Raw genomic sequence first — 24,874 nt, 5'->3', positions numbered from 1 at the left:
ATCATAGTGATTCTAAATTTCATTTTTAATATTTTAGGAACGGTATTAACGATTTACTCATTCGCGATTATTATTTACATCTTTATGTCATGGGTGCCATCTGCAAGAGAAACTGTGTTTGGCCGTTTTCTGACAAATATTTGCGAACCGTATTTAGAACCATTTCGTAAAATTATTCCGCCAATCGGCATGATTGACATCTCGCCGATTGTGGCATTGCTTGTGATTCGTTTTGCATCATCATATGGACTAACTGGTCTTTACAATATGATTGTGCGCTTCATGTAAACAGGCTGCCGGGCTTGGCACTGCCAGGCTCTTTTACATAAGAGGGGAACAAAATGAGCGATATCTATCAGCATTTTAGAAAAGACGAACAGCCATTTGTCGACCAAGTGTTAGGCTGGAAAAAAATCGCACTCGACCAATATCGAATGAAATTAACAGATTTCCTTGATCCGCGTGAGCAATTTATTACTGAGTCCGTCATCCAGCATGGCGAAGAACTTGGGATCATGTTTTTTGGCGGGTATGAGGGAGCGGAGCGCAAAAGAGCCCTCATTTATCCTGATTATTTAGAACCTTCTATTCAAGATGTTGAGCTGTCATATTTTCAGGTGAACTATGCGAAAAAGTTTATTTCTTTAGAACACCCGAAGCTTCTCGGCTCATTGATTGGGACAGGCTTGAAGCGTCAAAAATTCGGAGATCTATTATTTTCAGAGGAAGATGTGCAGTTTATTTGTACAAGTGATGTCGCCGATTTTGTGCGGGCGCAGCTGACTCATGTCGGCAGAGCAGCCGTTTCATTAGAGGAAATCACGCAGGCAGAAATAAAGCCAGTGATCACAAAGACTGATATCAAAGAAGATACCATTTCTTCACTTCGGCTTGATGCTGTATGTGCTGCTGTCAGCCGTCAGTCTCGGCAAAAAGCACAGCTTTTAGTCAAAAATGGGCTTGTCAAAGTCAATTGGAAAGTCACAGAGGACCCTTCTTTTACAATCGGTGAAGGCGATCAGCTCTCTGTTCGGGGATTTGGCCGCTTTAGCCTCAAAACGATTGATGGGAAGACCAAAAAAGATAAGTTCAAAGTAACATTTGAGCTTCTGACATAACGAACTTGAATCTGGAGGTGGCGAGGTTGCCATTAACACCTAATGATATTCATAATAAAACGTTCACAAAAAGCTTTCGCGGCTATGATGAAGATGAAGTAAACGAGTTTTTAAGCCAAGTACGTAAAGACTATGAGATCGTACTTCGTAAAAAGAATGAGCTTGAAGACAAAGTAAACGAGCTTGACGAAAGACTAGGTCATTTTGCAACAATTGAAGAGACATTAAACAAATCGATTCTTGTGGCGCAGGAAGCAGCAGAAGACGTAAAGCGCCATTCGGATAAAGAAGCAAAATTGATTATTCGTGAAGCAGAGAAAAATGCAGACCGTATTATCAACGAAGCGCTGTCAAAATCAAGAAAAATTGCAATGGAAATCGAAGAGCTGAAGAAACAGTCGAAGGTCTTTAGAACTCGTTTCCAAATGCTCATCGAAGCGCAGCTTGATCTTCTGAAAAATGACGATTGGGATCATTTACTGGAATATGAAGTAGACGCTGTCTTTGATGAAAAAGAATAAGCGCATCATCTTGACATGACGTGCTCATGTTGCATATAATACCATCATAAATTAACAAGAGATAAACGTTTGAAAGGGACACTCGCAGCTGTCACATGCGTAATAAAGCGAATCAGGGATGGTGGAAGCCTGACATTACGAGACGCTGCAATGAGATCACCCCTTTAGTTCCTTTTCTGAAAAAAACAGTAAGAAAAGGCGTCTGATCACGTTACGATTTTAGAGTGGATAAGCGGCTCTTTCATATCGCTTGTCTAAAAGGGTGGTACCGCGAGACAAGCCTTCTCGTCCCTTATGGGATGAGAGGGCTTTTTTTATTGTTTTTTAATCAGAATTTGCATGTGGAGGAATGGGTATGAACTACAAAGACACCTTATTAATGCCGAAAACAGAATTCCCGATGAGAGGGAACTTGCCGAACAAAGAGCCTGAAATCCAAGAGGAGTGGGCAGAGAAAGACATCTATCAAATGGTTTTAGAGCGGACTAAAGGACGCCCGACGTTTATTTTGCATGATGGACCTCCATATGCGAATGGTGACATTCATATGGGGCATGCACTTAATAAAATCCTAAAAGATTTTATCGTCCGATTTAAATCAATGAACGGGTATCATGCACCGTATGTTCCGGGCTGGGATACACACGGGCTGCCAATTGAAACAGCTCTTACTAAAAATAAAAAAGTCAAACGCAAAGAAATGTCTACAGCAGAATTCCGCAAACTATGCGAGGAGTATGCTTGGAAGCAAATTGAAGGTCAGCGCAGCCAGTTTAAGCGATTAGGCGTTAGAGCAGACTGGGACAATCCATATGTCACATTAAAGCCTGAATACGAAGCACAGCAAATCCTTGTCTTTGGTGAAATGGCGAAGAGAGGCTACATCTATAAAGGATTAAAGCCTGTTAACTGGTCTCCTTCAAGTGAATCAGCCCTCGCTGAAGCGGAAATTGAATATAAAGACAAACGTTCACCATCGATTTACGTTTCGTTTAAAGTAAAAGATGGCAAAGGCGTTCTTGAAAACGGCGAACAATTCATTATCTGGACAACAACACCTTGGACGCTTCCTGCAAACCTTGGCATTTGTGTTCATCCAAACTTAGAGTACAGTGTTCTTCAAGTCGGTGCTGAGCGTTATGTCGTTGCATCTGAACTGGTTGAACAAGTAGTAAAAACACTCGGCTTTGAAGAATACGAAGTTGTGAAAACATTAAAAGGTAAAGAATTAGATAAAATCGTTGCAGCACATCCAATTTACGATAGAGATTCTCTTGTGATGCTTGGCGATCACGTGACAACTGATGCGGGAACTGGCTGTGTTCACACAGCACCAGGCCACGGGGAAGATGACTTTATTGTCGGTATGAAATACGGTCTTGATGTGCTCTGTCCAGTAGATGAAAAAGGTGTGATGACAGATGAGGCGCCTGGTTTTGAAGGACTATTCTACGAGGATGCCAATAAAGCCATCACAGAACAGCTTGAAGCAAAAGGTGCGCTGAAAAAGCTCGACTTTATCACGCACTCCTACCCGCATGACTGGAGAACGAAAAAACCAACGATTTATCGTGCGACAGCTCAGTGGTTTGCATCCATTAAAGATTTTAGAGAAGCGTTATTAGACAATATTAAAGAAACAAAATGGGTTCCAGCATGGGGAGAAACACGCCTGTTCAATATGGTGCGTGACAGAGGTGACTGGTGTATTTCAAGACAGCGTGTATGGGGCGTTCCAATTCCGGTCTTTTATGCGGAAAATGGTGAGCCGATCATCACGGACGAAACCATTCAGCATGTATCTCAATTATTTAGAGAGCATGGCTCGAATATTTGGTTTGAAAAAGAAGCAAAAGAGCTATTGCCAGAAGGCTTTACACATCCAGGCAGCCCGAATGGTGAATTCACAAAAGAGCAGGATATCATGGATGTATGGTTTGATTCCGGTTCTTCTCACCAAGCCGTTTTAGAAGAAAGAGACGACCTAGTCCGTCCGGCAGATCTTTACCTTGAGGGCTCTGACCAATATCGCGGCTGGTTTAACTCCTCTTTATCAACAGCAGTTGCTGTCACTGGAAAAGCACCTTATAAAGGTGTCCTAAGTCATGGCTTTACGCTTGATAAAGAAGGACGAAAGATGAGTAAATCATTAGGCAATACGATTGATCCAACGAAGGTTGCGAAGCAGCTTGGTGCAGAGATTCTAAGACTTTGGGTATCTTCAGTCAACTATCAAGCCGATCATCCAGTATCTGATGATATTTTGAAACAAGTAGCAGAAGTCTATCGTAAAATCCGTAACACCTTCCGCTTCCTGCATGGAAACCTATTTGACTTTGACCCAGCAGTAAATGCCGTGCCAGTAGAAGAGCTTCGCGAAGTGGATCAATACATCATGATCAAATTAAACAAATTGATTGATAAAGTGAAAAAAGCCTATGATGATTACGAATTTGCGGTCGTGTATCATGCGATTCACAATTTCTGTACGATTGAGCTCAGCTCTTTCTATCTTGATTTTGCAAAGGATGTCGTCTACATTGAGCATGCCGATCATCCAGACCGCCGCAGCATGCAGACGGTCTTCTACGAAACATTAATGGCTTTAGTAAAGCTGACTGCACCAATTCTTCCGCATACCGCAGATGAATTATGGAGCCACTTAAGCTTTGTTGAAGAGCCGAGTGTTCAGTTAACAGATATGCCAGAAGGTGTGGCAGTTCCTCAAGCTGAAGCGACAGAAGCGAAATTTGACCGCTTTATGGAAGTACGTGATGATGTGCTAAAAGCGCTGGAGATTGCGCGTAACGAGAAAGTCATCGGACGTTCACTTGAAGCAAGTGTGACGCTTTATGCGACAGACGAAGTGAAAAACCTTCTTGCATCCATTAAAGAAGATGTGAAGCAGCTCTTTATCATCTCTGAATTAACGGTAGAAGATGAGCAGCATGCAGATACATCAGCGCCTGAATATGCATCAGGACGAATTGTGGTTCAAAAAGCAGAAGGAGAACTGTGCGAGCGTTCCCGCATTATTTCAAAAGACGTTGGTGCAAATCCGAAATACCCAACATTGTCGCTGAAAAATGCTGAAATCGTGGAGAAATATTACCAAAATTAACAATGCGATATCACAAGCTGGCGCCCCGTCATATGCGGGGCGTTTTCTTTTATGAGAAAATGACAGCGTTTAGAACGAAAGGAAAAATCTTATGGCTTTAAAGTGACCAGGCGGGGCAACAATATGATTATCACGACAGGGCAGGAGTTGAAATAGCGACATGAATGGCGATATAGAGATGATTTACACGGAACTCCTTCAAATGAAAGAAGAGCTGCAATCTAAACTGTTTGAATACGCATCATTTCGTTCACCCGCTGAGCATGTCACATTGAATGAGGTCAAAACGACCACGCTTCTTTATCACATCAAAGAAGAGCTGCAAGATGTGTCTCTCGCTATTGCAAAAATCGAACAAGGAACCTATGGCATATGTGAGGCAACAGGAGATGTGATTCCGCTTGAACAAATGAGTATTCTTCCTACCGCCCGCACGGCTGACGACTTTTTATATCATAAGCAATACGAGAAAAAAGCATTCACTCCTTATCCTTACGAATCAAATGATTCTCATTTTGAAGCCTTCCACATGTAGGGAGGTTTTTGTCTGTCAACTAAAGTTTCTTTACTCCTTCCTGTTTTCTTGATAAAATGCTTAAAGATCAAAGTATGAAGATGGAGGAACGTGTGTGTTCTATTACATAATCGCATTCGTTATCATTTGTTTAGACCAATTAACAAAATGGCTCATTGTCAAAAATATGATGCTCGGTGATTCTGTTCCAGTCATTGATGGATTCTTTTATATCACGTCTCACCGAAATTCAGGAGCCGCATGGGGAATTCTCCAAGGGCAAATGTGGTTTTTCTATGTGATCACACTCGTTGTTATTGCGGGAATTGTTTATTACTTACAAAAACATGGACAAAAGGACAAGCTGCTGGGAGTAGCGCTGGCCTTAATGCTTGGCGGAGCAATCGGAAACTTTATCGACCGTATTTTCCGTCAGGAAGTGGTTGATTTTGCTCATTTCGTATTTGGGGATTATCACTACCCAATCTTTAATATTGCAGATTCTTCTCTTTGTGTAGGGGTTATTCTGCTCTTCATTCAAATGCTGTTAGATGGAAAGAAAAATAAGGAGTCAACTACATGAATCAAGTAAATATTGCCGTTTCAGAAGAACAAACGAGTGAACGGCTAGATAAATTTCTAAGCACGACAGAACCAGAATGGTCAAGAACCCAAGTCCAGCAATGGGTAAAAGATGGGCTGATCGAAGTAAACGGGAAACAAGTAAAGGCCAATTACAAAGTACAAGCTGGAGATCAAATCAAAGTGGAGATCCCAGATCCGGAAGCCCTAGATGTAGAAGCAGAACCAATGGATCTTGATATTTATTATGAGGATGCAGATGTGTTAGTCGTAAATAAACCACGAGGAATGGTCGTTCATCCAGCGCCAGGTCATGTGTCAGGAACACTTGTAAATGGACTGATGGCACATTGCAAAGACTTATCAGGGATTAACGGTGTGATGCGTCCTGGAATTGTCCACCGAATTGATAAAGATACGTCTGGGCTGTTAATGGTCGCTAAAAACGATATGGCACATGAGTCACTCGTCAATCAGCTGGTGGCTAAAACTGTCACAAGAAAGTATACGGCTGTTGTCCACGGTATTATCCAGCATGATACAGGCACAATTGATGCACCAATTGGCAGAGACAAAAAAGACCGCCAAAGCATGACGGTCACAAAAGAAAATGCAAAACAAGCCGTTACTCACTTTGATGTGATTGAACGCTTTAAAGACTTCACAGTTGTCGAATGCCGCCTTGAAACAGGAAGAACACACCAAATTCGTGTTCATATGAAATATATCGGCTACCCTCTTGCAGGAGATCCGAAATATGGGCCGAGAAAAACAGTCGATTTTAATGGACAGCTGCTGCATGCAGGTGTTTTAGGATTTGATCATCCTAGAACAGGAGAATATATCGAGTTCACAGCACCAATTCCAGCTGATATGCAAGCCTTTATCGATTCATTAAGAAATAACGATTGACAGGCCGTTCTTTTTTTGAAATAATAAACGAAGAAATTGAGATTCTTTAAAACAGTCCAGAGAGGCTGAGAAGGATAACGGATCAATTTGTGCACGCATATGCACAAATGAACGCCCCTCTCTGCCCTTTGCAGAAGGGGCTTTTTATTTGTCAAAAAGAGGTGTAAAAGATGGAACAAAAAGCAGTCATTCTTGATGAACAAGCGATCAGACGAGCGCTTACCCGAATTGCACATGAAATGATTGAGCGCAACAAAGGGATGAAGGATGTCATCCTTGCCGGGATCAAGACAAGAGGCATACATCTTGCAAAGCGCCTTGCAGAGCGCATCGAGCAAATTGAAGGGAATCCAGTCACTGTAGGTGAACTTGATATTACGCTATACCGTGATGACCTGACAAAAAAGACAGACAACCAAGACCCGCTTGTAAAGGGTGCAGACATACCAGCTGACATTAATGACAAAACACTTATTGTTGTTGACGATGTCCTGTTTACAGGCAGAACCGTCAGAGCAGCTATGGATGCCCTTGTGGATGTAGGAAGACCATCTTCCATTCAGCTGGCTGTGCTCGTTGACCGGGGACACCGGGAGCTGCCGATCCGAGCCGATTATATCGGGAAAAACATTCCGACTTCAAAAGCAGAGACAGTCATGGTTCAGCTCAATGAAGTAGATCAAAACGACCTTGTCGCTATATATGAAAAATAACCTTTTTAAATGCATTCCAGAGAGTTTGCAAAGAGGGCAATAACAGAGAAACCGAGCACACGGCCAACATGACGTGTCCGGTTTATCTAGGCCTCTTTGCGCATACTCGCAAAGAGGCTTTTTTAATGAAAAAGGACACATCTAGGAGGAAAATCATGAGTCAGCAAAAAGCCAATTTAGGCATTCGAGATATCCCAAAACCATTCACATGGCTGTCACTTAGCCTTCAGCATTTGTTTGCGATGTTTGGTGCGACCATTCTTGTACCAAAAATCATTGATATGAGTCCAGCCGTCGCGCTCATCTCAAGCGGAGTGGGAACGATTGTTTACTTAATCATCACAAGAGGACAAATTCCGGCGTATCTTGGATCGTCCTTTGCCTTCATCGCCCCCATACTGAATGTGAAAGCAACGGGAGGCCCTGGAGCCGCAATGGTTGGCGCCTTCATGGCGGGTGTCGCTTATGCACTCATCGCCCTATTCATTAAATGGCTCGGCACAGGCTGGCTGATGAAGCTTCTGCCGCCGGTGGTCGTAGGACCAGTCATTATGGTCATCGGACTCGGACTCGCTGGAACAGCAGTCAACATGGCGATGTATGTTGATCCGAATGCAACCGAGCTTGTTTACAGCCTCAAACACTTAATGGTCGCTGGCTTCACACTGGCTGTCACCATTATCAGTATGATTTTCCTAAGAGGATTCCTTAGCTTAATCCCAGTATTAATCGGCATCATCAGCGGCTATCTCTTTGCCTTAACACAAGGCATCGTGAACTTCCAGCCGGTCATTGACGCAAAATGGTTTGCTGTACCAGACTTCGTTGTGCCATTTGTCGACTATACACCTGCTGTGACCTTAAGCATTCTCACAGTGATGGTGCCGGTAGCCTTTGTCACAATGTCTGAGCATATCGGCCACCAAGTGGTGTTAAGTAAGGTCGTAGGACAAGATTTTATTAAAAAACCAGGTCTTCACCGTTCCATTTTAGGAGACAGTGCGGCGACGATCTTCGCTTCACTTATTGGCGGACCACCAACAACAACTTATGGAGAGAACATTGGCGTACTAGCCATCACAAGAGTGTTCAGTATCTTCGTCATCGGCGGAGCAGCCGTGTTTGCGATCTGCTTCGGTTTTGTAGGAAAAATTTCAGCATTAATCAGTACAGTGCCGTCCGCGGTGATGGGAGGCGTTTCGTTCCTGCTCTTTGGAATCATTGCTTCAAGCGGCCTGAGAATTCTGATTGATCATAAAGTGAATTTTGAAGAAAAGCGTAATCTCATTATCGCATCAGTCATCCTAGTCATTGGGATTGGCGGGGCATTCATTGAGGTGAAACAAATCAATCTCACCCTATCTGGAATGGCACTTGCTGCGATTACGGGTGTCCTGTTAAATCTGATCCTGCCGCATCAAAAAGCAGAAGATGACAACTCAAATGAATCAAATACAGAAAACCTTTTAAAAGAAGTCCAGTGAGGCTGACAAGGGTTCTAAATGGAGCAGAATGCACAAAAGTGCCGCTGCTTCTTTTGGAGAACCCTAAGCTGCCGAGGCTTAGGGTTTTTTTGAACCTGAAAGTGATGAAAAACTAGAGGGGGAAGAAAAAATGAATGATTTATCGACAATGAGCAGCTTATCAAAAGAAGAGATTTTACAGCTGATTGAAGAAGCAGCTGCACTCAAAAAGGGGAAACAAGAACATGGATTAGCCGGAGAATTTGTGGCAAACCTTTTCTTTGAACCAAGCACAAGAACACGTTTTAGCTTCGAAGTAGCCGAGAAGAAACTAGGGATGAATGTCCTGAGCTTAGATGCGGCAAGCACCTCCGTTCAAAAAGGCGAAACACTTTACGATACGGTAAAAACACTCGAATCGATCGGAGTAAAGGCATGTGTGATCAGAGACAGCACCGATGAATATTATAACGAGCTGATTGGGAAGGTTGGAATTCCCATCATCAATGCAGGAGATGGCTGCGGACAGCATCCAACCCAATCACTGCTTGACCTCATGACCATCTTTGAAGAGTTTGGCGGCTTTGAAGGCTTAACGATTTCGATTCATGGAGACATCAAACATAGCAGGGTGGCAAGATCAAATGCTGAGGTTCTCTCAAGGCTGGGAGCGACAGTCCTGTTTTCAGGGCCTGCTTCCTTCCAGGATGAACAAAACCCTCACGGAACGTATGTCCAAGTAGATGAAGCCATCGCACAATCTGATGTGGTGATGCTGCTTAGAATCCAGCATGAACGGCACGCTGAAAAAATGGGCAGCGAAGATTACTTATCAACTTATGGATTAACAGTAGACAGAGCAAACAAAATGAAAGAACGCGCGATTATTATGCATCCAGCACCAGTAAACAGAGGTGTTGAAATAGATGATTCATTAGTAGAGTCCAAGCAGTCAAGGATTTTCAAACAAATGGAAAATGGTGTTTATATCCGAATGGCTGTATTAAAAAGAGCTTTTCAAAATAGCACACTACATCAAAAAGGGAGAGATTCTGTCTATGTCATATCTCATTAAAAACGGGTTTATCTTAACAAGCACAGGTGAAAGAGTGCAGCAGGATATTAGGGTAAAAGGAAAAGTGATTCAAGCGATTGGTCACCTAGAAAGAGAAGACGGAGAAGAGGTTATTGATGCAGCAGGGCTATTTGTGTCACCGGGCTTGATCGATCTGCATGTGCATTTAAGAGAGCCAGGCGGAGAGAAAAAGGAAACGATTGAAACAGGCTCTAAAGCAGCCGCAAGAGGCGGATATACGACGATTGCAGCGATGCCGAATACAAGGCCGGTTCCAGATACAAAAGAGCAAATGGAATGGCTGATGAATCGAATCGAAGAGACCTCATCTGTGAGAGTGCTGCCATACGCCTCCATCACAACGAGACAAATTGGGGAAGAAATGACGGATTTTGCAGCACTAAAAGAAGCAGGCGCCTTTGCCTTTACAGATGACGGTGTCGGCATCCAAACAGCAGGCATGATGTACGAAGCGATGAAAAAGGCAGCAAGTCTTGATCAAGCGATTGTGGCGCACTGTGAAGATAACTCGCTCATTTACGGCGGGTGCGTTCATGAAGGAGAATTTTCAAAAGCAAATGGGTTAAACGGAATACCGTCCATTTGTGAATCGGTGCATATTGCAAGAGATGTTCTTTTAGCAGAAGCAGCGAACTGTCATTATCATGTATGTCATATCAGTACGAAAGAATCTGTGCGGGTCGTACGCGATGCAAAAAAAGCAGGCATCCGTGTGACGGCTGAGGTGTCACCGCATCACCTGCTGTTGTGTGATACGGACATTCCGGGTCTTGATACAAACTATAAAATGAACCCGCCGCTCAGAGGAACAGAGGATCGCGAGGCATTGATCGAGGGACTGTTAGATGGAACGATTGATTTCATCGCAACAGACCATGCGCCGCATACAGAAGAAGAAAAGAACGAAACGATGCAGCGTGCCCCGTTTGGAATTGTGGGACTTGAAACTGCGTTTCCGCTTCTGTATACACGATTTGTCAAAACAGGCGAATGGACATTAAAAGAACTCGTTGATTATATGACAATCAAACCAGCTGAAGCATTTTCTCTTCCATACGGAAAGCTTGAAGAAGGGCACATAGCTGATATCACACTCATTGATTTAAACAAAGAAATGGCAATCGATAAAAAAAGCTTCTTATCTAAAGGGCAAAATACACCGTTTGACAAATTGACTGTATCAGGATGGCCGGTCATGACACTTGCATCTGGGAAAGTCGTTTATGAAGAGGGGAGACTAGTAAAATGAAGAGACGCTTAGTGCTAGAAAACGGAACAGTATTCGAAGGAACAGGCTTTGGCAGCTTAGAACCATCAGTCGGAGAAGTCGTCTTTAATACAGGGATGACGGGCTATCAAGAAATTTTATCTGATCCATCATACTGCGGACAAATTGTCACACTGACTTACCCGCTTATCGGCAACTATGGCATTAACCGTGACGATTTTGAATCGATCACACCGTTTGTGAAAGGGTTGATTGTGAAAGAGCTTTGTGAAAAGCCCTCAAACTGGCGCTCTTCATATTCACTCGATGAATATTTAAAAATGAAAAACATTCCGGGGCTGAGCGGAATCGATACACGGAAGCTGACTAGAATGATTCGAAGTGCAGGGACTTTAAGAGGGGCATTTGCAGGACCTGATGAACAAGTAGAAGACGTTGTCCGCCGCCTTCAAACATTGCAGCTGCCAACAGATCAAGTGAGTCAAGTATCTGTGAAAAATGCGTACCCAAGCCCAGGCAGAGGAAAAAGAATTGTCCTTGTCGATTTCGGCATGAAGCACGGCATTTTGCGCGAGCTCAATAAACGTGACTGCGACGTCATTGTGGTGCCATACAACATCACTGCAGATGAAGTGCTGCAGCTAAAGCCTGATGGCATCATGCTTTCAAACGGACCTGGAGATCCTGTGGATGTACCGGAAGCCGTTGAGATGATTCAGCAATTGATTGGAAAGGTGCCGCTCTTTGGTATATGCCTCGGACATCAATTATTTGCTCTAGCGTGCGGTGCAAGCACAGAAAAAATGAAATTTGGCCACAGAGGATCAAACCATCCGGTGAAAGAACTAGCAACTGGCAAGGTGACACTGACGTCTCAAAACCATGGCTACACGGTTAGCAGTATTAACGAAGACGTGCTCGAAGTCACACATATTGCCCTAAACGACAATACGATTGAAGGATTAAAACATAAAGAAGCACCAGCATTCACTGTTCAGTACCACCCAGAAGCATCACCGGGTCCAGAAGATGCAAACTACTTATTTGACCAGTTCATGGAAATGATTCATACGACTGAGAAAGAAGGGGAAGAAGTATGCCAAAACGCGTAGACATCAAAAAGATTTTAGTAATCGGATCAGGTCCTATCATCATCGGTCAGGCAGCGGAGTTTGACTATGCAGGTACACAGGCTTGCTTAGCGCTAAAAGAAGAGGGCTATGAAGTCGTTCTTGTGAACTCTAACCCTGCGACCATTATGACAGATACAGAAATGGCTGATAAGGTATACATCGAACCACTGACACCAGAATTTTTAACACGAATCATTCGAAAAGAACGCCCTGATGCGATCTTGCCAACACTTGGCGGGCAAACTGGATTAAACCTTGCTGTTGAATTGTCAGAGCTTGGCGTATTAGCTGAATGCGGCGTTGAAGTACTCGGTACAAAGCTGTCAGCCATCCAAAAAGCAGAGGATAGAGATTTATTCCGTAATTTAATGAATGAACTAAATGAGCCAGTACCAGAAAGTGAAATCATTCATAACCTGGAAGAAGCGATGGCGTTTACAGATCAAATCGGTTTCCCTGTCATCGTCAGACCAGCCTATACATTAGGCGGAACAGGCGGCGGAATTTGTACAAACGAGCAAGAACTGAAGGAAATCGTTGAAAACGGTCTGAAGCTAAGCCCAGTCACACAATGCTTACTTGAAAAAAGCATTGCAGGCTTTAAAGAAATTGAATATGAAGTCATGCGAGACAGCGGTGACCATGCAATCGTTGTTTGTAACATGGAAAACTTTGACCCTGTCGGCATCCATACTGGTGACAGTATTGTTGTAGCCCCAAGCCAAACGTTAAGTGACCGTGAATATCAGCTGCTTCGCAATGTGTCGCTTAAGCTGATCCGTGCACTTGGCATTGAAGGCGGCTGTAACGTTCAGCTGGCACTTGATCCAAACAGCTTTCAATACTATATCATCGAGGTAAACCCGCGTGTGAGCCGTTCATCTGCGCTTGCGTCAAAAGCGACAGGCTATCCAATTGCCAAATTGGCAGCGAAAATTGCTGTCGGCTTAACGCTTGATGAAATGATGAACCCAGTCACAGGTAAAACCTATGCAGCCTTCGAGCCGGCACTTGACTATATCGTTTCAAAAATACCGCGTTGGCCGTTCGATAAATTTGAATCTGCGAACAGACGTCTTGGTACGCAAATGAAGGCAACTGGTGAAGTCATGGCAATCGGCCGCACATTAGAAGAGTCTCTTCTAAAGGCTGTACGTTCACTTGAAGCCGATGTGCATCACATTGAATTAAAAGATGAAGCAGACATCACAAATGAAGTGCTTGAAAAACGGATTATCAAAGCGGGAGACGAACGATTATTTTATATCGCTGAGGCGCTTAGAAGAGGCTATACAGTCGAACAAATACATGAATTCTCAAAAATTGATTACTTCTTCCTTCATAAGCTGGAAGGCATCATTGCCTTTGAGAAGACATTAAAAGAAAACAAAGGCAATACAGACGTATTAAAAGAAGCGAAAGAAAAAGGCTTCTCAGATATCTACATTAGCCGTGAGTGGAATATGAAAGAAGCGGATGTCTACAAGCTAAGACAAGAAGCAGGCATTGTACCTGTATACAAAATGGTGGATACATGTGCGGCAGAATTTGAATCAGAGACACCATATTTCTACAGCACGTATGAAGATGAAAATGAATCAGAACGTACAGACAAGAAAAGCGTTATCGTATTAGGTTCAGGTCCTATCCGAATTGGACAAGGGGTTGAATTTGATTATGCGACCGTTCACTCTGTGTGGGCAATTAAACAAGCAGGCTATGAAGCGATCATTATAAACAACAACCCTGAAACGGTCTCAACAGACTTTAGTATTTCAGATAAGCTTTACTTTGAACCACTCACTGTAGAAGATGTCATGCACATCATCGACCTTGAACAGCCTGAAGGAGTCGTCGTTCAGTTCGGCGGGCAAACGGCGATCAACTTAGCAGATGAATTATCAAATAGAGGGGTTAAAATTCTTGGAACTTCTCTAGAAGACCTAGACCGTGCAGAAAACCGGGACAAGTTTGAACAAACTTTAGAAACACTCGGCGTGCCGCAGCCTAAAGGAAAAACAGCAACGTCTGTGCCTGAAGCTGTAGCAATTGCAAATCAAATCGGCTATCCAGTCCTTGTCCGCCCTTCCTATGTATTAGGCGGCCGCGCGATGGAAATTGTGTATCAAGAAGCCGAGCTTCTTCACTACATGGAGAATGCGGTGAAGGTCAACCCGCAGCATCCAGTGTTAATTGACAAGTATTTGACAGGAAAAGAAATTGAAGTAGATGCCGTGTCTGATGGAGAAACTGTCGTGATCCCAGGCATTATGGAACACATTGAAAGAGCCGGAGTTCACTCTGGTGACTCGATTGCGGTCTATCCGCCGCAAACATTGTCTGAGGACATCAAAGCAAAGATCGCAGAATACACGATCAAGCTTGCAAAAGGACTCAACATTATTGGGCTTTTGAACATTCAATTTGTCCTATCAAAAGGTGAAGTGTATGTCCTTGAAGTGAACCCGCGATCAAGCCGGACGGTTCCTTTCTTAAGTAAAATTACAGGCATCCCGATGGCAAACCTTGCGACAAAAGTCATCTTAGGAGACAAGCTCAAAAATTATGGCTACGAAGAAGGGCTTCATACAGAGCAAGAAGGAGTGTACGTCAAAGTTCCAGTCTTCTCTTTTGCAAAATTAAGAAGAGTGGATATTACACTCGGGCCTGAAATGAAATCAACAGGTGAGGTCATGGGGAAAGATGTCACGATCGAAAAAGCCCTATATAAAGGATTGATTGCATCAGGCATTCAAATCCCTAATGACGGAACAGTTCTTCTGACAGTGGCTGATAAGGATAAAGAAGAAGGACTTGAGATCGCAAGAAGATTCCATTCGATCGGCTATCATATTTTAGCAACAGAAGGAACGGCGAATTATTTAAAACAAGCCTCCATTCCTTCAAGTGTAGTCGGCAAAATTGGAGAAGAAGGCAAAAATCTTCTTGATGTCATTCGAAACGGGGAAGCCCAATTCGTGATCAACACATTAACAAAAGGAAAACAGCCGGCAAGAGACGGCTTTAGAATTAGACGTGAATCTGTTGAAAACGGAGTGGCTTGCTTAACGTCACTAGATACAGCAGAAGCCATTTTAAGAGTGCTTGAGAGCATGACATTTAGAGCGGATGAAATGCCAGAAGTGAAAACGAATGCTGAGGTGACAGTAACGATATGAAAAAAGCATACTTGACGGTCGTCTCGAACCGAGAGATCGCTGATCATATTTACGAAATGACATTAAAAGGTGACCTTGTGGACTCCTTTCAAACGGCTGGACAATTTCTTCATCTAAAGGTCAGTGAATCGATGACACCGCTGCTGAGAAGACCGATCAGTATTGCCAACATTCATGCCGAGCAAAAAGAAGCAACCATCATTTACCGCGCAGAGGGAGAGGGCACAAAGCTCCTCTCCCAAAAGCGGGAGGGAGAATCAGTCGATGTATTAGGGCCGCTTGGAAACGGGTATGATCCTTCAGTCGTCAAGCCCGGAGAGACGGCATTACTAGTCGGCGGCGGAATTGGCGTACCACCTCTATATGAGCTGTCTAAGCGGTTAACGAAAAAAGGCGTCATCGTAAAGCATGTCCTCGGCTTTCAATCGAAAAAGGATGTATTTTACGAGGAAAAATTTAGAGCACTCGGCGATACGTTTATTGCAACGGTTGATGGCACATACGGTGCTAAAGGCTTTGTAACAGATGTGATAAAAGAGCAAAACCTGAGCTTTGATGTGCTGCTTTCCTGTGGTCCAACACCTATGCTAAAAGCGCTGAAAGACACGTATCCTGATAAGCCTGTCTACATTTCGATGGAAGAACGAATGGGCTGCGGAATTGGTGCCTGCTTTGCATGTGTCTGTCATACCGATCAGCTCGACAAACCTTATGTCAAAGTGTGTCTTGATGGACCTGTTTTTAAAGCAGAGGAGGTGGCATTGTCATGCTAAGCGTTGAGTTACCGGGATTATCTTTAAAGAATCCAATTATCCCTGCATCAGGCTGCTTTGGATTCGGGAGAGAATTTGCATCCTTATATGACCTATCATTGCTGGGCGGTATCATGATCAAAGCCACAACCCTTGAACCGAGATTTGGCAATCCGACTCCAAGGGTTGCTGAGACAGGAGCTGGTATGCTCAATGCAATCGGCCTTCAAAATCCAGGTCTAAAAGGCGTGCTTGAAAATGAATTGCCTTGGCTCGAGCAGTTTGATACGCCTATTATTGCGAATGTTGCTGGCTCACAGGTGGATGATTATGTTGAAGTAGCCAAGCAAATCAGCCAAGCAAAAAATGTTCATGCCCTTGAGCTGAATATTTCTTGCCCAAATGTGAAAACCGGCGGAATCGCCTTTGGTACAGATCCAAATATGGCAGCATCATTGACAAAAGCAGTCAAGAAAGTCTCTTCCGTACCTGTCTATGTCAAGCTGTCACCTAACGTAGCCAATATTGTAGAAATTGCTCAAGCAATTGAAGCTGCTGGAGCGGATGGACTCACCATGATTAACACATTAATTGGGATGCGTTTAGATTTAAAAACGGGGAAACCCATCCTTGCCAATAAAACAGGCGGATTATCAGGACCAGCTGTCAAACCTGTCGCTGTACGTATGGTGCATGAGGTGAGTCAAGCGGTTTCTATTCCGATTATCGGAATGGGCGGAGTGCAAAGTGCTGAAGATGTACTTGAATTTTTACTAGCAGGTGCAAGTGCAGTAGCTGTCGGTACAGCCAATTTTGTGAATCCATTTATTTGCCCGGAAATCATTGAAGAGCTGCCAAATGTGTTAGCAGCATATGGTTATTCATCTGTAGAGGAATGTATCGGAAGGAGCTGGAAACATGAAGCACTTGCCCATCATCGCGCTTGATTTTCCGTCAGGACAGGAGGCGCTTGCCTTTTTAGATCCCTTTGAAGGGACACCATTATTTGTGAAGGTCGGCATGGAGCTGTTTTACCAAGAAGGACCTGCCATCCTTGAAGCGCTGAAAGAAAAAAATTGCCGCATTTTTCTCGATCTAAAATTACATGACATTCCAACAACGGTGCAAAAAGCGATGAACCGGCTTGCCGCACTTGGCGTTGACTTGGTCAATGTGCATGCGGCTGGCGGGAAACGAATGATGCAGGCTGCGTTAGAGGGACTTGAAAGCGGGACTCCTGCTGGACAAAGCCGCCCGGGCATTATTGCAGTGACCCAGCTGACTAGTACGTCAGAAGACATGATGAGAAAAGAATTACTCATTGACCGTCCGCTGCAAGAGACTGTGATCCGGTACGGACAATTAGCATATGAAAGTGGGCTGGACGGGGTTGTTTGCTCTGTTCATGAATCTAAAGCACTTCATGAACATATCTCACCCTCCTTTCTCACTGTAACGCCAGGTATTCGCTTACCGAATGATCAAACCGATGACCAAAAGCGTGTGGCGACACCTGCCTATGCAAAAGAGCAAGGTGTTTCACAAATTGTTGTCGGAAGATCAATCACAAAAGCTGATAAACCAATAGAAGCCTATCATCAAATTTTGAAAGAGTGGGAGTGACTGCCAGATGAAATCAAAAATCGCGAAACATCTATTACAAATCAAAGCGGTCTCATTAAAACCAGACGAACCGTTTACATGGGCGAGCGGTATAAAATCACCGATCTATTGTGATAACCGCCTCACATTATCATATCCAGAAGTCAGACACGACATTGCGGAAGGTCTAAAAGATTTGATTCTCACTCATTTTAAGGGTGCAGAGGTTGTTGCGGGTACTGCAACAGCAGGCATTCCGCATGCGGCATTAGCAGCAGACCGCTTGAACATCCCGATGTGTTATGTCAGAAGTAAGCCGAAAGCACACGGCAAAGGAAATCAAATTGAAGGGGCCGTATCGAAAGGCCAAAAGGTTGTCGTCGTCGAAGACCTTATTTCCACAGGAGGCAGTGTACTGGAAGTGGTTGCTGCTCTTCAAGCTGAGGGCTGCGAGGTACTAGGAGTTGCCGCAATCTTCACATACGGACTGCCAAAAGCAGCGGCCGCTTTTCAAGAAAAAAATATTCCATATGTCACCCTGACAGACTATGACACATTGACAGATGTGGCACTTGAACTGAAAGCGATTGAGCCGTCTGCGATGAACAAACTAAAACGCTGGAGACAAGATCCTTCCTCTGAATCTTGGATGGAAGAAACGGTCTGAAAAGTCAAAGTCCATCGTTAACAATTTTAAAGCTGTGCCTGCCCGCACGGCTTTTTTATTTGGGTAAAAATAGTAAAATAGACTCAAATTTAATAAAAACTAATCCTATCAATAAAGTCGGGTTGACTTTTGTTTGAATTGTGTTAATATTTAAGACAAATTGAAACTCTTATCCAGAGAGGTGGAGGGACTGGCCCGATGAAACCCGGCAACCTGCGATTCGCAAGGTGCTACTTCCTGCAAAATGATTCTATTTTGAAAGATAAGGAAATTGTGAGCTTCCTCATCTTTCTTTCGGACTGAAAGAAAGTTTTTTTATTTTAACGGTGAGGAGGAAGAGGAGATGGAAGTGAAACAAAATCAGGATGAGGACTTAGTAAAGCATATGCAAGAACTGATTGGGGATATGAAATTTGGTTCAATTACGTTAATTGTTCAGGACGGTCAAGTGATTCAAGTGGAAAAAAACGAAAAAATTAGATTAAAGTAGTGCGGAAAATAGCAATATGAGCGGTACTCCGGAAGGGGAGAAATCATGTTAACTTATGAAAATTGGCAAGAGCCGTCCATTACATTTCAAGAGGATGATTTGTATAAAGGAGCCCTGTCTGTACTGAAATGGGCGTACGGTCATTATGGTGACCAGCTCGTATATGCGTGCAGCTTTGGGATTGAGGGCATTGTTCTAATTGATCTGATTGCAAAAGTAAAAAAAGATGCGAGAATTGTCTTTTTAGATACAGGTCTGCATTTTAAAGAAACTTACGACACAATTGATGCGGTAAAGGAAAGATATCCGGGCTTAGATATTGTACTGAAAACGCCTGAGCTGACGGTTGAACAGCAAAATGAGCAGCACGGTGATCAATTATGGAAAACAGATCCTCAAAGCTGCTGCCATATGCGTAAGGTCATTCCTTTGCAAGAAGCCTTATCTGGTTATCCAGCATGGCTTTCTGGTTTAAGAAGAGAGCAGTCACCAAAACGAGCAGGGACGAATTTCTTAAATAAGGATGAAAAATTCAAATCAGTGAAAGTATGTCCGCTTATCCATTGGACGTGGAAGGACATATGGAGATATGCATCTAGAGAGGAACTTACTTATAATCCGCTGCATGACCAAGGATATCCAAGTATCGGCTGTGCACCGTGTACACAGCCAGCATTTACTGCAGATGATCTGCGTTCTGGCAGATGGTCAGGCACAGCAAAGACAGAGTGCGGATTACATGAGTAAGGGAGCATAATGTATGGAAATCGCCGCAATTTTATTTAGTCTATTCTTTGCTTTAAACATAGGCGCAAGCGGAGCAGCTGCTTCTATGGGCATTGCGTATGGATCAGGTGCCATTCAAAAGCCCATTTATGCGCTCAGTTTTTGTGCAGTTGGGATTTTAGCAGGTTCAGTGATTGGCGGCGGTGAGGTCGTCAAAACGATCAGCTCTGGTATTATGCCAGAATCAGTCATTACACTTGAAATCGTTTGTATTATCATTGGTTCTGCTGCACTATCACTTTTCATAGCAAATCTGATGGCGATTCCTTTATCAACAAGCGAGGTCACAGTAGGGGCTGTAGTTGGTGTGGCAGTCGCATATAAAGTTTTGTTTGTGAAATCCATTTTAGTGATTGTGGCATTTTGGGTCATCATCCCGCTTTTCGCCTTTCTTTTTACCTTTGCTGTCGTCAAAATCATCAGAATGTTCCCTAAACGGAAGCTGTCTAAAAAAGGCACAGCTATTTTATCTATCGTTTTAATTCTCAGCGGATTTTTAGAGGCATTTTCAGCCGGTATGAACAATGTGGCAAATGCCGTCGGCCCGCTCGTCGCTTCAGGGGTTTTGTCAGTTGGGCAGGGAACACTTTACGGCGGAATCTTCGTCGCAGCAGGGGCCCTCTTGCTAGGTAGAAGAGTACTGGAAACAAACGGAAAGAAAATTACCCGCTATCAAACAGGCGAAGGGATTTTACTTTCGAGTACCGGTGCCGGGCTTGTCATCGTCAGCTCTATTTTTGGGCTGCCCGTTCCACTTACGCAAATCACCTCCTCGTCTATTATCGGGCTTGGAATGGCAAAAGGCGGGCCTAACATTTTTCACAAACATGTGGTGAAAAAAATGCTGAAAGTATGGGTGGTCTCACCTTTCTTATCACTCAGCCTATCGTATTTGCTTGTGAGCCTTTTCTTAAAAGGAGACTATTACTCTATCTTTATCATGATGAGTGTACTGCTTGCCTCACTTGGTGCGCTGAGTCTGATGAAAGCAGTCAAAAATGAAAGCAGCTCTATTCATGAACAGGGCGGCGGGATTTAACCATAAATCCGACTATTAACATCTAATAAATATGAACATTGAGAGGAAGATGAACAAATGAGTTTAACACCACATGGTGGCGTATTAATTAATCGAGTAAATGAAGAATATGATCTCAGCACGGCTGCGAAGGAAATTGAACTAGATGCGATTTCCTTTGCAGACCTTGAACTCATTGCAATTGGCGGATATAGTCCAATTGAAGGGTTTTTAACAAAAGCTGATTATGAAGCAGTTGTAAGCAGTATGCGGCTAGCAAGTGGTGTCGTTTGGTCTCTTCCTATTACACTGCCAGTGACAAAAGAAAAGGCTGCGGAAATCCATCAAGGCGATATCGTGCGCTTATCCTACAATGGAACTGTATATGGGGTCATTGAAGTAGAGGATCAATACACACCAGATAAGGAAAAAGAAGCGGTGAATGTCTATAAAACAGATGACCGCAATCATCCAGGCGTGAAAAAATTATTTGAACGCGGCGATACTTACATTGGCGGGAAAATTACACTGACGAAACGCAGTGAAAAACCATTCCCTCAATTTACGTATGAGCCAGAAGAAACAAGACGTCATTTTAAAGAAAACGGCTGGAAAACCATTGTTGGTTTCCAAACGAGAAACCCGGTTCACCGTGCTCATGAATATATTCAAAAAACAGCACTGGAAACAGTCGATGGTTTATTTTTAAATCCTCTTGTCGGTGAAACAAAATCTGACGACATCCCGGCAGATGTAAGAATGAAAAGCTATCAAGTGTTATTGGACGGTTATTATCCAAAAGACCGCGTCTTTTTAGGTGTTTTTCCTGCTGCAATGCGTTATGCTGGACCAAAGGAAGCCATTTTTCATGCGCTCGTACGGAAAAATTATGGCTGCACCCATTTTATTGTCGGAAGAGATCATGCAGGTGTTGGTGACTATTACGGCACATACGAGGCGCAGGAACTATTTGATCAATTTACAAGCGAAGAAATCGGCATTACTCCATTAAAATTTGAACACAGCTTCTACTGTAATACATGTGAAGCGATGGCCACTCCAAAAACGTGTCCTCACGACAAAAGCGAGCATGTCATTCTTTCAGGTACAAAGGTTCGAACAATGCTGAGAAACGGTGAATTACCACCAAGCACGTTCAGCCGAAAAGAAGTCATTGAAACATTAATCGAAGGATTAAAAACGACGGTATCTTAACGGGAGGGTATGACATGAGCAACGAACATATCGTGTGGCATGATTCATCTATTACAAAAAAAGAATATCAACAAAAAAACAATCATACGAGCGGCATTATCTGGCTTACAGGTCTAAGCGGGTCAGGTAAATCAACGATCGCGAATGCAGCTGCAAGAGAGCTGTTTGAACAAGGCTACCAAGTCACAGTTCTTGACGGCGATAACGTGCGGCACGGACTCAATAAAGATCTAGGGTTTTCAGATGATGACAGAAAAGAAAACATCCGCCGGATCGGAGAAGTGGCGAAATTATTTGTGGAGCAAGGAACGATTGTCATCACTGCTTTTATTTCTCCATTTCAGGAAGACCGCCACACTGTCAGACAGTTGGTCGAAGAGGGAGAATTTCACGAAGTGTTTGTCAAATGTGATCTGAACGTGTGTGAAGAGCGTGATCCAAAAGGGTTATATAAAAAGGCGAGAAACGGTGAAATTCCATTTTTCACTGGAATCGATTCACCGTATGAAGAGCCTGCTGCGCCTGAGCTCGTATTAGATACAGGGGAATTATCCCGTGAGGAATCTAAACAGCGTCTTGTTGATTATGTAAAAGGAACAACGAAATAATCGCCTGATGGCAGGGGGAGAAAAGCAAGATGGGGAAAGTATACATTGTGGGTGCTGGACCCGGTGACCCAGATTTAATCACATTAAAGGCCCATAAGGCGATACAGCAGGCAGATGTCATCTTATATGATCGTCTTGTCAATCAAGAAATTCTCGCCCATGCCAAACCGGAGGCGGAATTGATTTATTGCGGCAAGCTGCCAAATCATCATACAATGAGGCAGGAAGCCATCAATGAAGCGCTTGTGGCTCATGCAAAGGAAGGGAACGTTGTCGTTCGGCTGAAAGGCGGCGACCCCTTTGTCTTTGGCCGCGGCGGTGAAGAAATCGAATGCTTAGCTGAGCACGGAATTCCGTATGAGGTCGTCCCAGGAATTACTTCTGGGATTGCAGCGGCTGCTTATGCGGGCATCCCTGTGACACATCGTGAATTCAGCTCAAATGTTGCTTTTGTCACGGGCCACTATCAAAAGGATGAACATTTTGAAGAAAAGTGGGAGGCGCTGGCTACAGGGATTGATACTCTTGTGATTTACATGGGTGTCAAAAACGTGGAAAGAGTGCAGCGCCTGCTTTTAAAAAATGGACGGGACCCAGAAACACCCGCTGCATTTATACACTGGGGAACCACATCGAGGCAAAAGACAACTTGCTGCACGGTTGCGACACTGTCTGAAACTGTTGAAAAAGAAGGGATCGAGCATCCAAGTTTAATTGTTGTTGGAGATGTCGTTCATTTTCATCAAAAGCTGAACTGGTTTGAACCCGCATTAATCGAGAAATGAGAATGGTAGAGAAAAGACACGTGCATACATCGTGTCTTTTCGTCTGATGAAAACAAGTGAGAGGGAGGAGCCGCATGAAACAAGCTGTCCTTTATGTTGGGCATGGAAGCAGGGTGAAAGAAGCACAAGATAAGGCCATTTCTTTTATGAAAAGCTGTATGCCGTTAGTGAAAGCAGATATACAAGAAATTTGTTTTTTAGAGCTGACGGATCCTTCTATAGAAGAAGGATTTGAGGCCTGTGTGAAAAAAGGAGCGACACACATTGCAATCGTCCCGCTCCTCCTTTTAACTGCCATGCATGCCAAATCGGATATCCCGGTCGAAATTGAGAAAGTGCGCGCGCGTTTCCCGCAAGTGAAGGTCACATATGGAAAGCCGATCGGGGTGAATCAAGAAGTAACAAAAGCGGTTGCCGCAAGAATTAAAGAAGCAGGATATCAAGGCGAGCGCGCTCGGATTCTTTTAATTGGCCGCGGGAGTTCTGATCCGGATGTGAAGCGAGATGTGTTTGGCATTGCAGACGATGTCCGAAGCCTGCTTCCGCATGCAGAGGTTCTTCCGTGTTTTATTACAGCATGTGAGCCAAATTATCGAGATGTTCTCGCGCAGTTATCAGAAGATGACGATGGGCCTGTTTATATCGTTCCTTACTTACTGTTTACGGGGATTTTAATGAAAGAAATTGAAAGTGAAGCCGCTCAGGCGAGAAAGCGGCTGAAAGATGTCCGGGTATGCCGGTATATTGGCTTTCATCCGCATGTCAAAGCGGCTTATATTGAACGCGTGCAAGAAACCATTTTAAACAAAGACGATGCGTTTCGTTTCCGAGGAGAAAGCCATGCTTCCAGTCCATCTTGATTTAACCAATAAACAAGTGGTCATCGCCGGCGGCGGATCTGTCGCATTAAGAAGAGCAAAGGCATTGTGTACGGAGTCTTGCCATATAACTGTTGTGAGTCCTGATCTTTCTGAAGAGATGGCGTGCCTCATTGATACATACGCATTGAATTGGAAGGAAAAGAAGGTGGGCGCTGAAGATTTGAAGGATGCGTTTTTCATTGTAGCTGCTACAAACGACCCTTCGGTAAATGAATGGATTGCACAAACAGCGCAGCCTCACCAGCTCGTGAATTGTGTGAGCCAATCTGAGCTCGGCAATGTGATGATGCCGAAGGTTGTCAAAGCAGGAAAAGTGACGATTTCAGTCTCTACAAGCGGTGCTAGCCCCGCCCGGACAAAACAGCTGGCTGCGGCAATAGAATCCTTGCTTGAAGAAGAGGATATTGACGCACTTGATGCCCTTTACATCGAAAGAAAAAAACGACAAAGAAAAAGCCGATAAAATCCTTACAGGAGATTTTATCGGCTT

Annotated in this window: 25 protein-coding genes, 1 riboswitch and 1 other annotated feature; all 25 genes read left to right on the top strand. The window is 43.8% G+C overall.

The window, feature by feature from the left end; all coding sequences use genetic code 11:
• Window positions 1-6: 6 nt before the first annotated feature.
• The 25 genes from JJ692_RS13610 to JJ692_RS13490 all read left to right on the top strand — a co-directional run bounded on the left by JJ692_RS13610 (window position 7) and on the right by JJ692_RS13490 (window position 24,847).
• Window positions 7-288 (top strand): YggT family protein, encoded by a 282-nt coding sequence (locus tag JJ692_RS13610; RefSeq protein ID WP_024424240.1) that lies wholly within the window; start codon window positions 7-9, stop codon window positions 286-288.
• 53 nt (window positions 289-341) lie between these two features.
• On the top strand, window positions 342-1,118 hold the full coding sequence (locus JJ692_RS13605; protein ID WP_024424239.1) for a YlmH family RNA-binding protein: 777 nt from the start codon (window positions 342-344) through the stop codon (window positions 1,116-1,118).
• Between the two features lie 26 nt (window positions 1,119-1,144).
• Window positions 1,145-1,639: a DivIVA domain-containing protein gene (locus tag JJ692_RS13600; RefSeq protein WP_008344947.1), complete on the top strand. Its 495-nt coding sequence runs from the start codon at window positions 1,145-1,147 to the stop codon at window positions 1,637-1,639.
• Window positions 1,640-1,698: 59 nt separating this feature from the next.
• Window positions 1,699-1,935: a binding site (T-box leader), on the top strand.
• A gap of 59 nt (window positions 1,936-1,994) precedes the next feature.
• Window positions 1,995-4,760 carry an isoleucine--tRNA ligase gene (ileS, locus tag JJ692_RS13595; RefSeq protein WP_024424238.1) on the top strand — a complete coding sequence of 922 codons (2,766 nt, stop codon included), beginning with the start codon at window positions 1,995-1,997 and terminating at the stop codon, window positions 4,758-4,760.
• Between the two features lie 160 nt (window positions 4,761-4,920).
• Complete coding sequence (locus JJ692_RS13590; protein WP_206533877.1) at window positions 4,921-5,295, top strand: TraR/DksA C4-type zinc finger protein; 375 nt, start codon at window positions 4,921-4,923, stop codon at window positions 5,293-5,295.
• 94 nt (window positions 5,296-5,389) lie between these two features.
• Window positions 5,390-5,857 (top strand): signal peptidase II, encoded by a 468-nt coding sequence (lspA, locus tag JJ692_RS13585; RefSeq protein ID WP_024424236.1) that lies wholly within the window; start codon window positions 5,390-5,392, stop codon window positions 5,855-5,857.
• Window positions 5,854-6,768: an RluA family pseudouridine synthase gene (locus JJ692_RS13580; protein ID WP_024426940.1), complete on the top strand. Its 915-nt coding sequence runs from the start codon at window positions 5,854-5,856 to the stop codon at window positions 6,766-6,768. The genes lspA and JJ692_RS13580 overlap by 4 nt, the downstream gene beginning before the upstream one ends.
• Window positions 6,769-6,938: 170 nt before the next feature.
• Window positions 6,939-7,481, top strand: coding sequence for a bifunctional pyr operon transcriptional regulator/uracil phosphoribosyltransferase PyrR (pyrR, locus tag JJ692_RS13575; RefSeq protein WP_024424234.1), 543 nt, complete (start codon window positions 6,939-6,941; stop codon window positions 7,479-7,481).
• A gap of 155 nt (window positions 7,482-7,636) precedes the next feature.
• A complete protein-coding gene (locus JJ692_RS13570) occupies window positions 7,637-8,965 on the top strand; it encodes a solute carrier family 23 protein (RefSeq protein WP_025092549.1) in 1,329 nt (442 codons plus the stop codon).
• 130 nt (window positions 8,966-9,095) lie between these two features.
• Window positions 9,096-10,019: an aspartate carbamoyltransferase catalytic subunit gene (locus JJ692_RS13565; protein WP_024424232.1), complete on the top strand. Its 924-nt coding sequence runs from the start codon at window positions 9,096-9,098 to the stop codon at window positions 10,017-10,019.
• The gene (locus tag JJ692_RS13560; RefSeq protein ID WP_206533876.1) at window positions 10,003-11,289 is read left to right on the top strand and encodes a dihydroorotase; all 1,287 of its coding nucleotides are present in this window, start codon (window positions 10,003-10,005) and stop codon (window positions 11,287-11,289) included. The genes JJ692_RS13565 and JJ692_RS13560 overlap by 17 nt, the downstream gene beginning before the upstream one ends.
• Window positions 11,286-12,380, top strand: coding sequence for a carbamoyl phosphate synthase small subunit (locus tag JJ692_RS13555; protein WP_024424230.1), 1,095 nt, complete (start codon window positions 11,286-11,288; stop codon window positions 12,378-12,380). The genes JJ692_RS13560 and JJ692_RS13555 overlap by 4 nt, the downstream gene beginning before the upstream one ends.
• Window positions 12,365-15,580: a carbamoyl-phosphate synthase (glutamine-hydrolyzing) large subunit gene (gene carB, locus JJ692_RS13550; protein ID WP_024424229.1), complete on the top strand. Its 3,216-nt coding sequence runs from the start codon at window positions 12,365-12,367 to the stop codon at window positions 15,578-15,580. Before JJ692_RS13555 ends, carB begins: the two co-directional genes overlap by 16 nt.
• Window positions 15,577-16,353 (top strand): dihydroorotate dehydrogenase electron transfer subunit, encoded by a 777-nt coding sequence (locus tag JJ692_RS13545; protein WP_176967438.1) that lies wholly within the window; start codon window positions 15,577-15,579, stop codon window positions 16,351-16,353. The genes carB and JJ692_RS13545 overlap by 4 nt, the downstream gene beginning before the upstream one ends.
• Entirely contained in the window at window positions 16,347-17,279 is a 933-nt protein-coding gene (locus tag JJ692_RS13540; protein ID WP_024426944.1) for a dihydroorotate dehydrogenase, read from the top strand. The genes JJ692_RS13545 and JJ692_RS13540 overlap by 7 nt, the downstream gene beginning before the upstream one ends.
• On the top strand, window positions 17,251-17,955 hold the full coding sequence (gene pyrF, locus JJ692_RS13535; protein WP_171464215.1) for an orotidine-5'-phosphate decarboxylase: 705 nt from the start codon (window positions 17,251-17,253) through the stop codon (window positions 17,953-17,955). Before JJ692_RS13540 ends, pyrF begins: the two co-directional genes overlap by 29 nt.
• 7 nt (window positions 17,956-17,962) lie before the next feature.
• The gene (gene pyrE, locus JJ692_RS13530; protein WP_024424225.1) at window positions 17,963-18,601 is read left to right on the top strand and encodes an orotate phosphoribosyltransferase; all 639 of its coding nucleotides are present in this window, start codon (window positions 17,963-17,965) and stop codon (window positions 18,599-18,601) included.
• Window positions 18,602-18,767: 166 nt separating this feature from the next.
• Window positions 18,768-18,870: riboswitch (SAM riboswitch) on the top strand.
• 116 nt (window positions 18,871-18,986) lie between these two features.
• Entirely contained in the window at window positions 18,987-19,091 is a 105-nt protein-coding gene (locus tag JJ692_RS13525; protein ID WP_369810469.1) for a DUF2292 domain-containing protein, read from the top strand.
• A 45-nt stretch (window positions 19,092-19,136) separates the two neighbouring features.
• Window positions 19,137-19,838: a phosphoadenylyl-sulfate reductase gene (locus JJ692_RS13520; protein ID WP_024424224.1), complete on the top strand. Its 702-nt coding sequence runs from the start codon at window positions 19,137-19,139 to the stop codon at window positions 19,836-19,838.
• A 13-nt stretch (window positions 19,839-19,851) separates the two neighbouring features.
• Window positions 19,852-20,916 (top strand): sulfate permease, encoded by a 1,065-nt coding sequence (locus tag JJ692_RS13515; RefSeq protein WP_025092551.1) that lies wholly within the window; start codon window positions 19,852-19,854, stop codon window positions 20,914-20,916.
• 57 nt (window positions 20,917-20,973) lie between these two features.
• Window positions 20,974-22,110 (top strand): sulfate adenylyltransferase, encoded by a 1,137-nt coding sequence (sat, locus tag JJ692_RS13510; protein WP_024424222.1) that lies wholly within the window; start codon window positions 20,974-20,976, stop codon window positions 22,108-22,110.
• A gap of 14 nt (window positions 22,111-22,124) precedes the next feature.
• Entirely contained in the window at window positions 22,125-22,718 is a 594-nt protein-coding gene (gene cysC / locus JJ692_RS13505; RefSeq protein ID WP_024424221.1) for an adenylyl-sulfate kinase, read from the top strand.
• Window positions 22,719-22,747: 29 nt separating this feature from the next.
• Window positions 22,748-23,503 carry a uroporphyrinogen-III C-methyltransferase gene (gene cobA, locus JJ692_RS13500; protein WP_025092552.1) on the top strand — a complete coding sequence of 252 codons (756 nt, stop codon included), beginning with the start codon at window positions 22,748-22,750 and terminating at the stop codon, window positions 23,501-23,503.
• A 74-nt stretch (window positions 23,504-23,577) separates the two neighbouring features.
• The gene (locus JJ692_RS13495) at window positions 23,578-24,363 is read left to right on the top strand and encodes a sirohydrochlorin chelatase (RefSeq protein ID WP_149126679.1); all 786 of its coding nucleotides are present in this window, start codon (window positions 23,578-23,580) and stop codon (window positions 24,361-24,363) included.
• Window positions 24,344-24,847: a precorrin-2 dehydrogenase/sirohydrochlorin ferrochelatase family protein gene (locus tag JJ692_RS13490; RefSeq protein WP_103132561.1), complete on the top strand. Its 504-nt coding sequence runs from the start codon at window positions 24,344-24,346 to the stop codon at window positions 24,845-24,847. The genes JJ692_RS13495 and JJ692_RS13490 overlap by 20 nt, the downstream gene beginning before the upstream one ends.
• The last annotated feature ends 27 nt before the right edge of the window (window positions 24,848-24,874 follow it).

The sequence above is a fragment of the Bacillus sp. 3a genome (genome assembly GCF_017161885.1).
Taxonomy (GTDB): Bacteria; Bacillota; Bacilli; order Bacillales; family Bacillaceae; genus Bacillus; species Bacillus safensis.
The sequence above is the reverse complement of the archived record's forward strand: the minus strand, read 5'-3'. Positions and strand labels throughout refer to the sequence as shown.

Excerpts from the sequence above, each read along its gene's own strand:
- JJ692_RS13605 (WP_024424239.1), top strand. The coding sequence starts at position 342 with ATGAGCGATATCTATCAGCATTTTAGAAAAGACGAACAGCCATTTGTC.
- ileS (WP_024424238.1), top strand. The coding sequence starts at position 1,995 with ATGAACTACAAAGACACCTTATTAATGCCGAAAACAGAATTCCCGATG.
- JJ692_RS13590 (WP_206533877.1), top strand. The coding sequence starts at position 4,921 with ATGAATGGCGATATAGAGATGATTTACACGGAACTCCTTCAAATGAAA.
- JJ692_RS13580 (WP_024426940.1), top strand. The coding sequence starts at position 5,854 with ATGAATCAAGTAAATATTGCCGTTTCAGAAGAACAAACGAGTGAACGG.
- pyrR (WP_024424234.1), top strand. The coding sequence starts at position 6,939 with ATGGAACAAAAAGCAGTCATTCTTGATGAACAAGCGATCAGACGAGCG.
- JJ692_RS13570 (WP_025092549.1), top strand. The coding sequence starts at position 7,637 with ATGAGTCAGCAAAAAGCCAATTTAGGCATTCGAGATATCCCAAAACCA.
- JJ692_RS13565 (WP_024424232.1), top strand. The coding sequence starts at position 9,096 with ATGAATGATTTATCGACAATGAGCAGCTTATCAAAAGAAGAGATTTTA.
- JJ692_RS13560 (WP_206533876.1), top strand. The coding sequence starts at position 10,003 with ATGTCATATCTCATTAAAAACGGGTTTATCTTAACAAGCACAGGTGAA.
- JJ692_RS13555 (WP_024424230.1), top strand. The coding sequence starts at position 11,286 with ATGAAGAGACGCTTAGTGCTAGAAAACGGAACAGTATTCGAAGGAACA.
- carB (WP_024424229.1), top strand. The coding sequence starts at position 12,365 with ATGCCAAAACGCGTAGACATCAAAAAGATTTTAGTAATCGGATCAGGT.
- JJ692_RS13545 (WP_176967438.1), top strand. The coding sequence starts at position 15,577 with ATGAAAAAAGCATACTTGACGGTCGTCTCGAACCGAGAGATCGCTGAT.
- JJ692_RS13540 (WP_024426944.1), top strand. The coding sequence starts at position 16,347 with ATGCTAAGCGTTGAGTTACCGGGATTATCTTTAAAGAATCCAATTATC.
- pyrF (WP_171464215.1), top strand. The coding sequence starts at position 17,251 with ATGAAGCACTTGCCCATCATCGCGCTTGATTTTCCGTCAGGACAGGAG.
- pyrE (WP_024424225.1), top strand. The coding sequence starts at position 17,963 with ATGAAATCAAAAATCGCGAAACATCTATTACAAATCAAAGCGGTCTCA.
- JJ692_RS13525 (WP_369810469.1), top strand. The coding sequence starts at position 18,987 with ATGCAAGAACTGATTGGGGATATGAAATTTGGTTCAATTACGTTAATT.
- JJ692_RS13520 (WP_024424224.1), top strand. The coding sequence starts at position 19,137 with ATGTTAACTTATGAAAATTGGCAAGAGCCGTCCATTACATTTCAAGAG.
- JJ692_RS13515 (WP_025092551.1), top strand. The coding sequence starts at position 19,852 with ATGGAAATCGCCGCAATTTTATTTAGTCTATTCTTTGCTTTAAACATA.
- sat (WP_024424222.1), top strand. The coding sequence starts at position 20,974 with ATGAGTTTAACACCACATGGTGGCGTATTAATTAATCGAGTAAATGAA.
- cysC (WP_024424221.1), top strand. The coding sequence starts at position 22,125 with ATGAGCAACGAACATATCGTGTGGCATGATTCATCTATTACAAAAAAA.
- cobA (WP_025092552.1), top strand. The coding sequence starts at position 22,748 with ATGGGGAAAGTATACATTGTGGGTGCTGGACCCGGTGACCCAGATTTA.
- JJ692_RS13495 (WP_149126679.1), top strand. The coding sequence starts at position 23,578 with ATGAAACAAGCTGTCCTTTATGTTGGGCATGGAAGCAGGGTGAAAGAA.
- JJ692_RS13490 (WP_103132561.1), top strand. The coding sequence starts at position 24,344 with ATGCTTCCAGTCCATCTTGATTTAACCAATAAACAAGTGGTCATCGCC.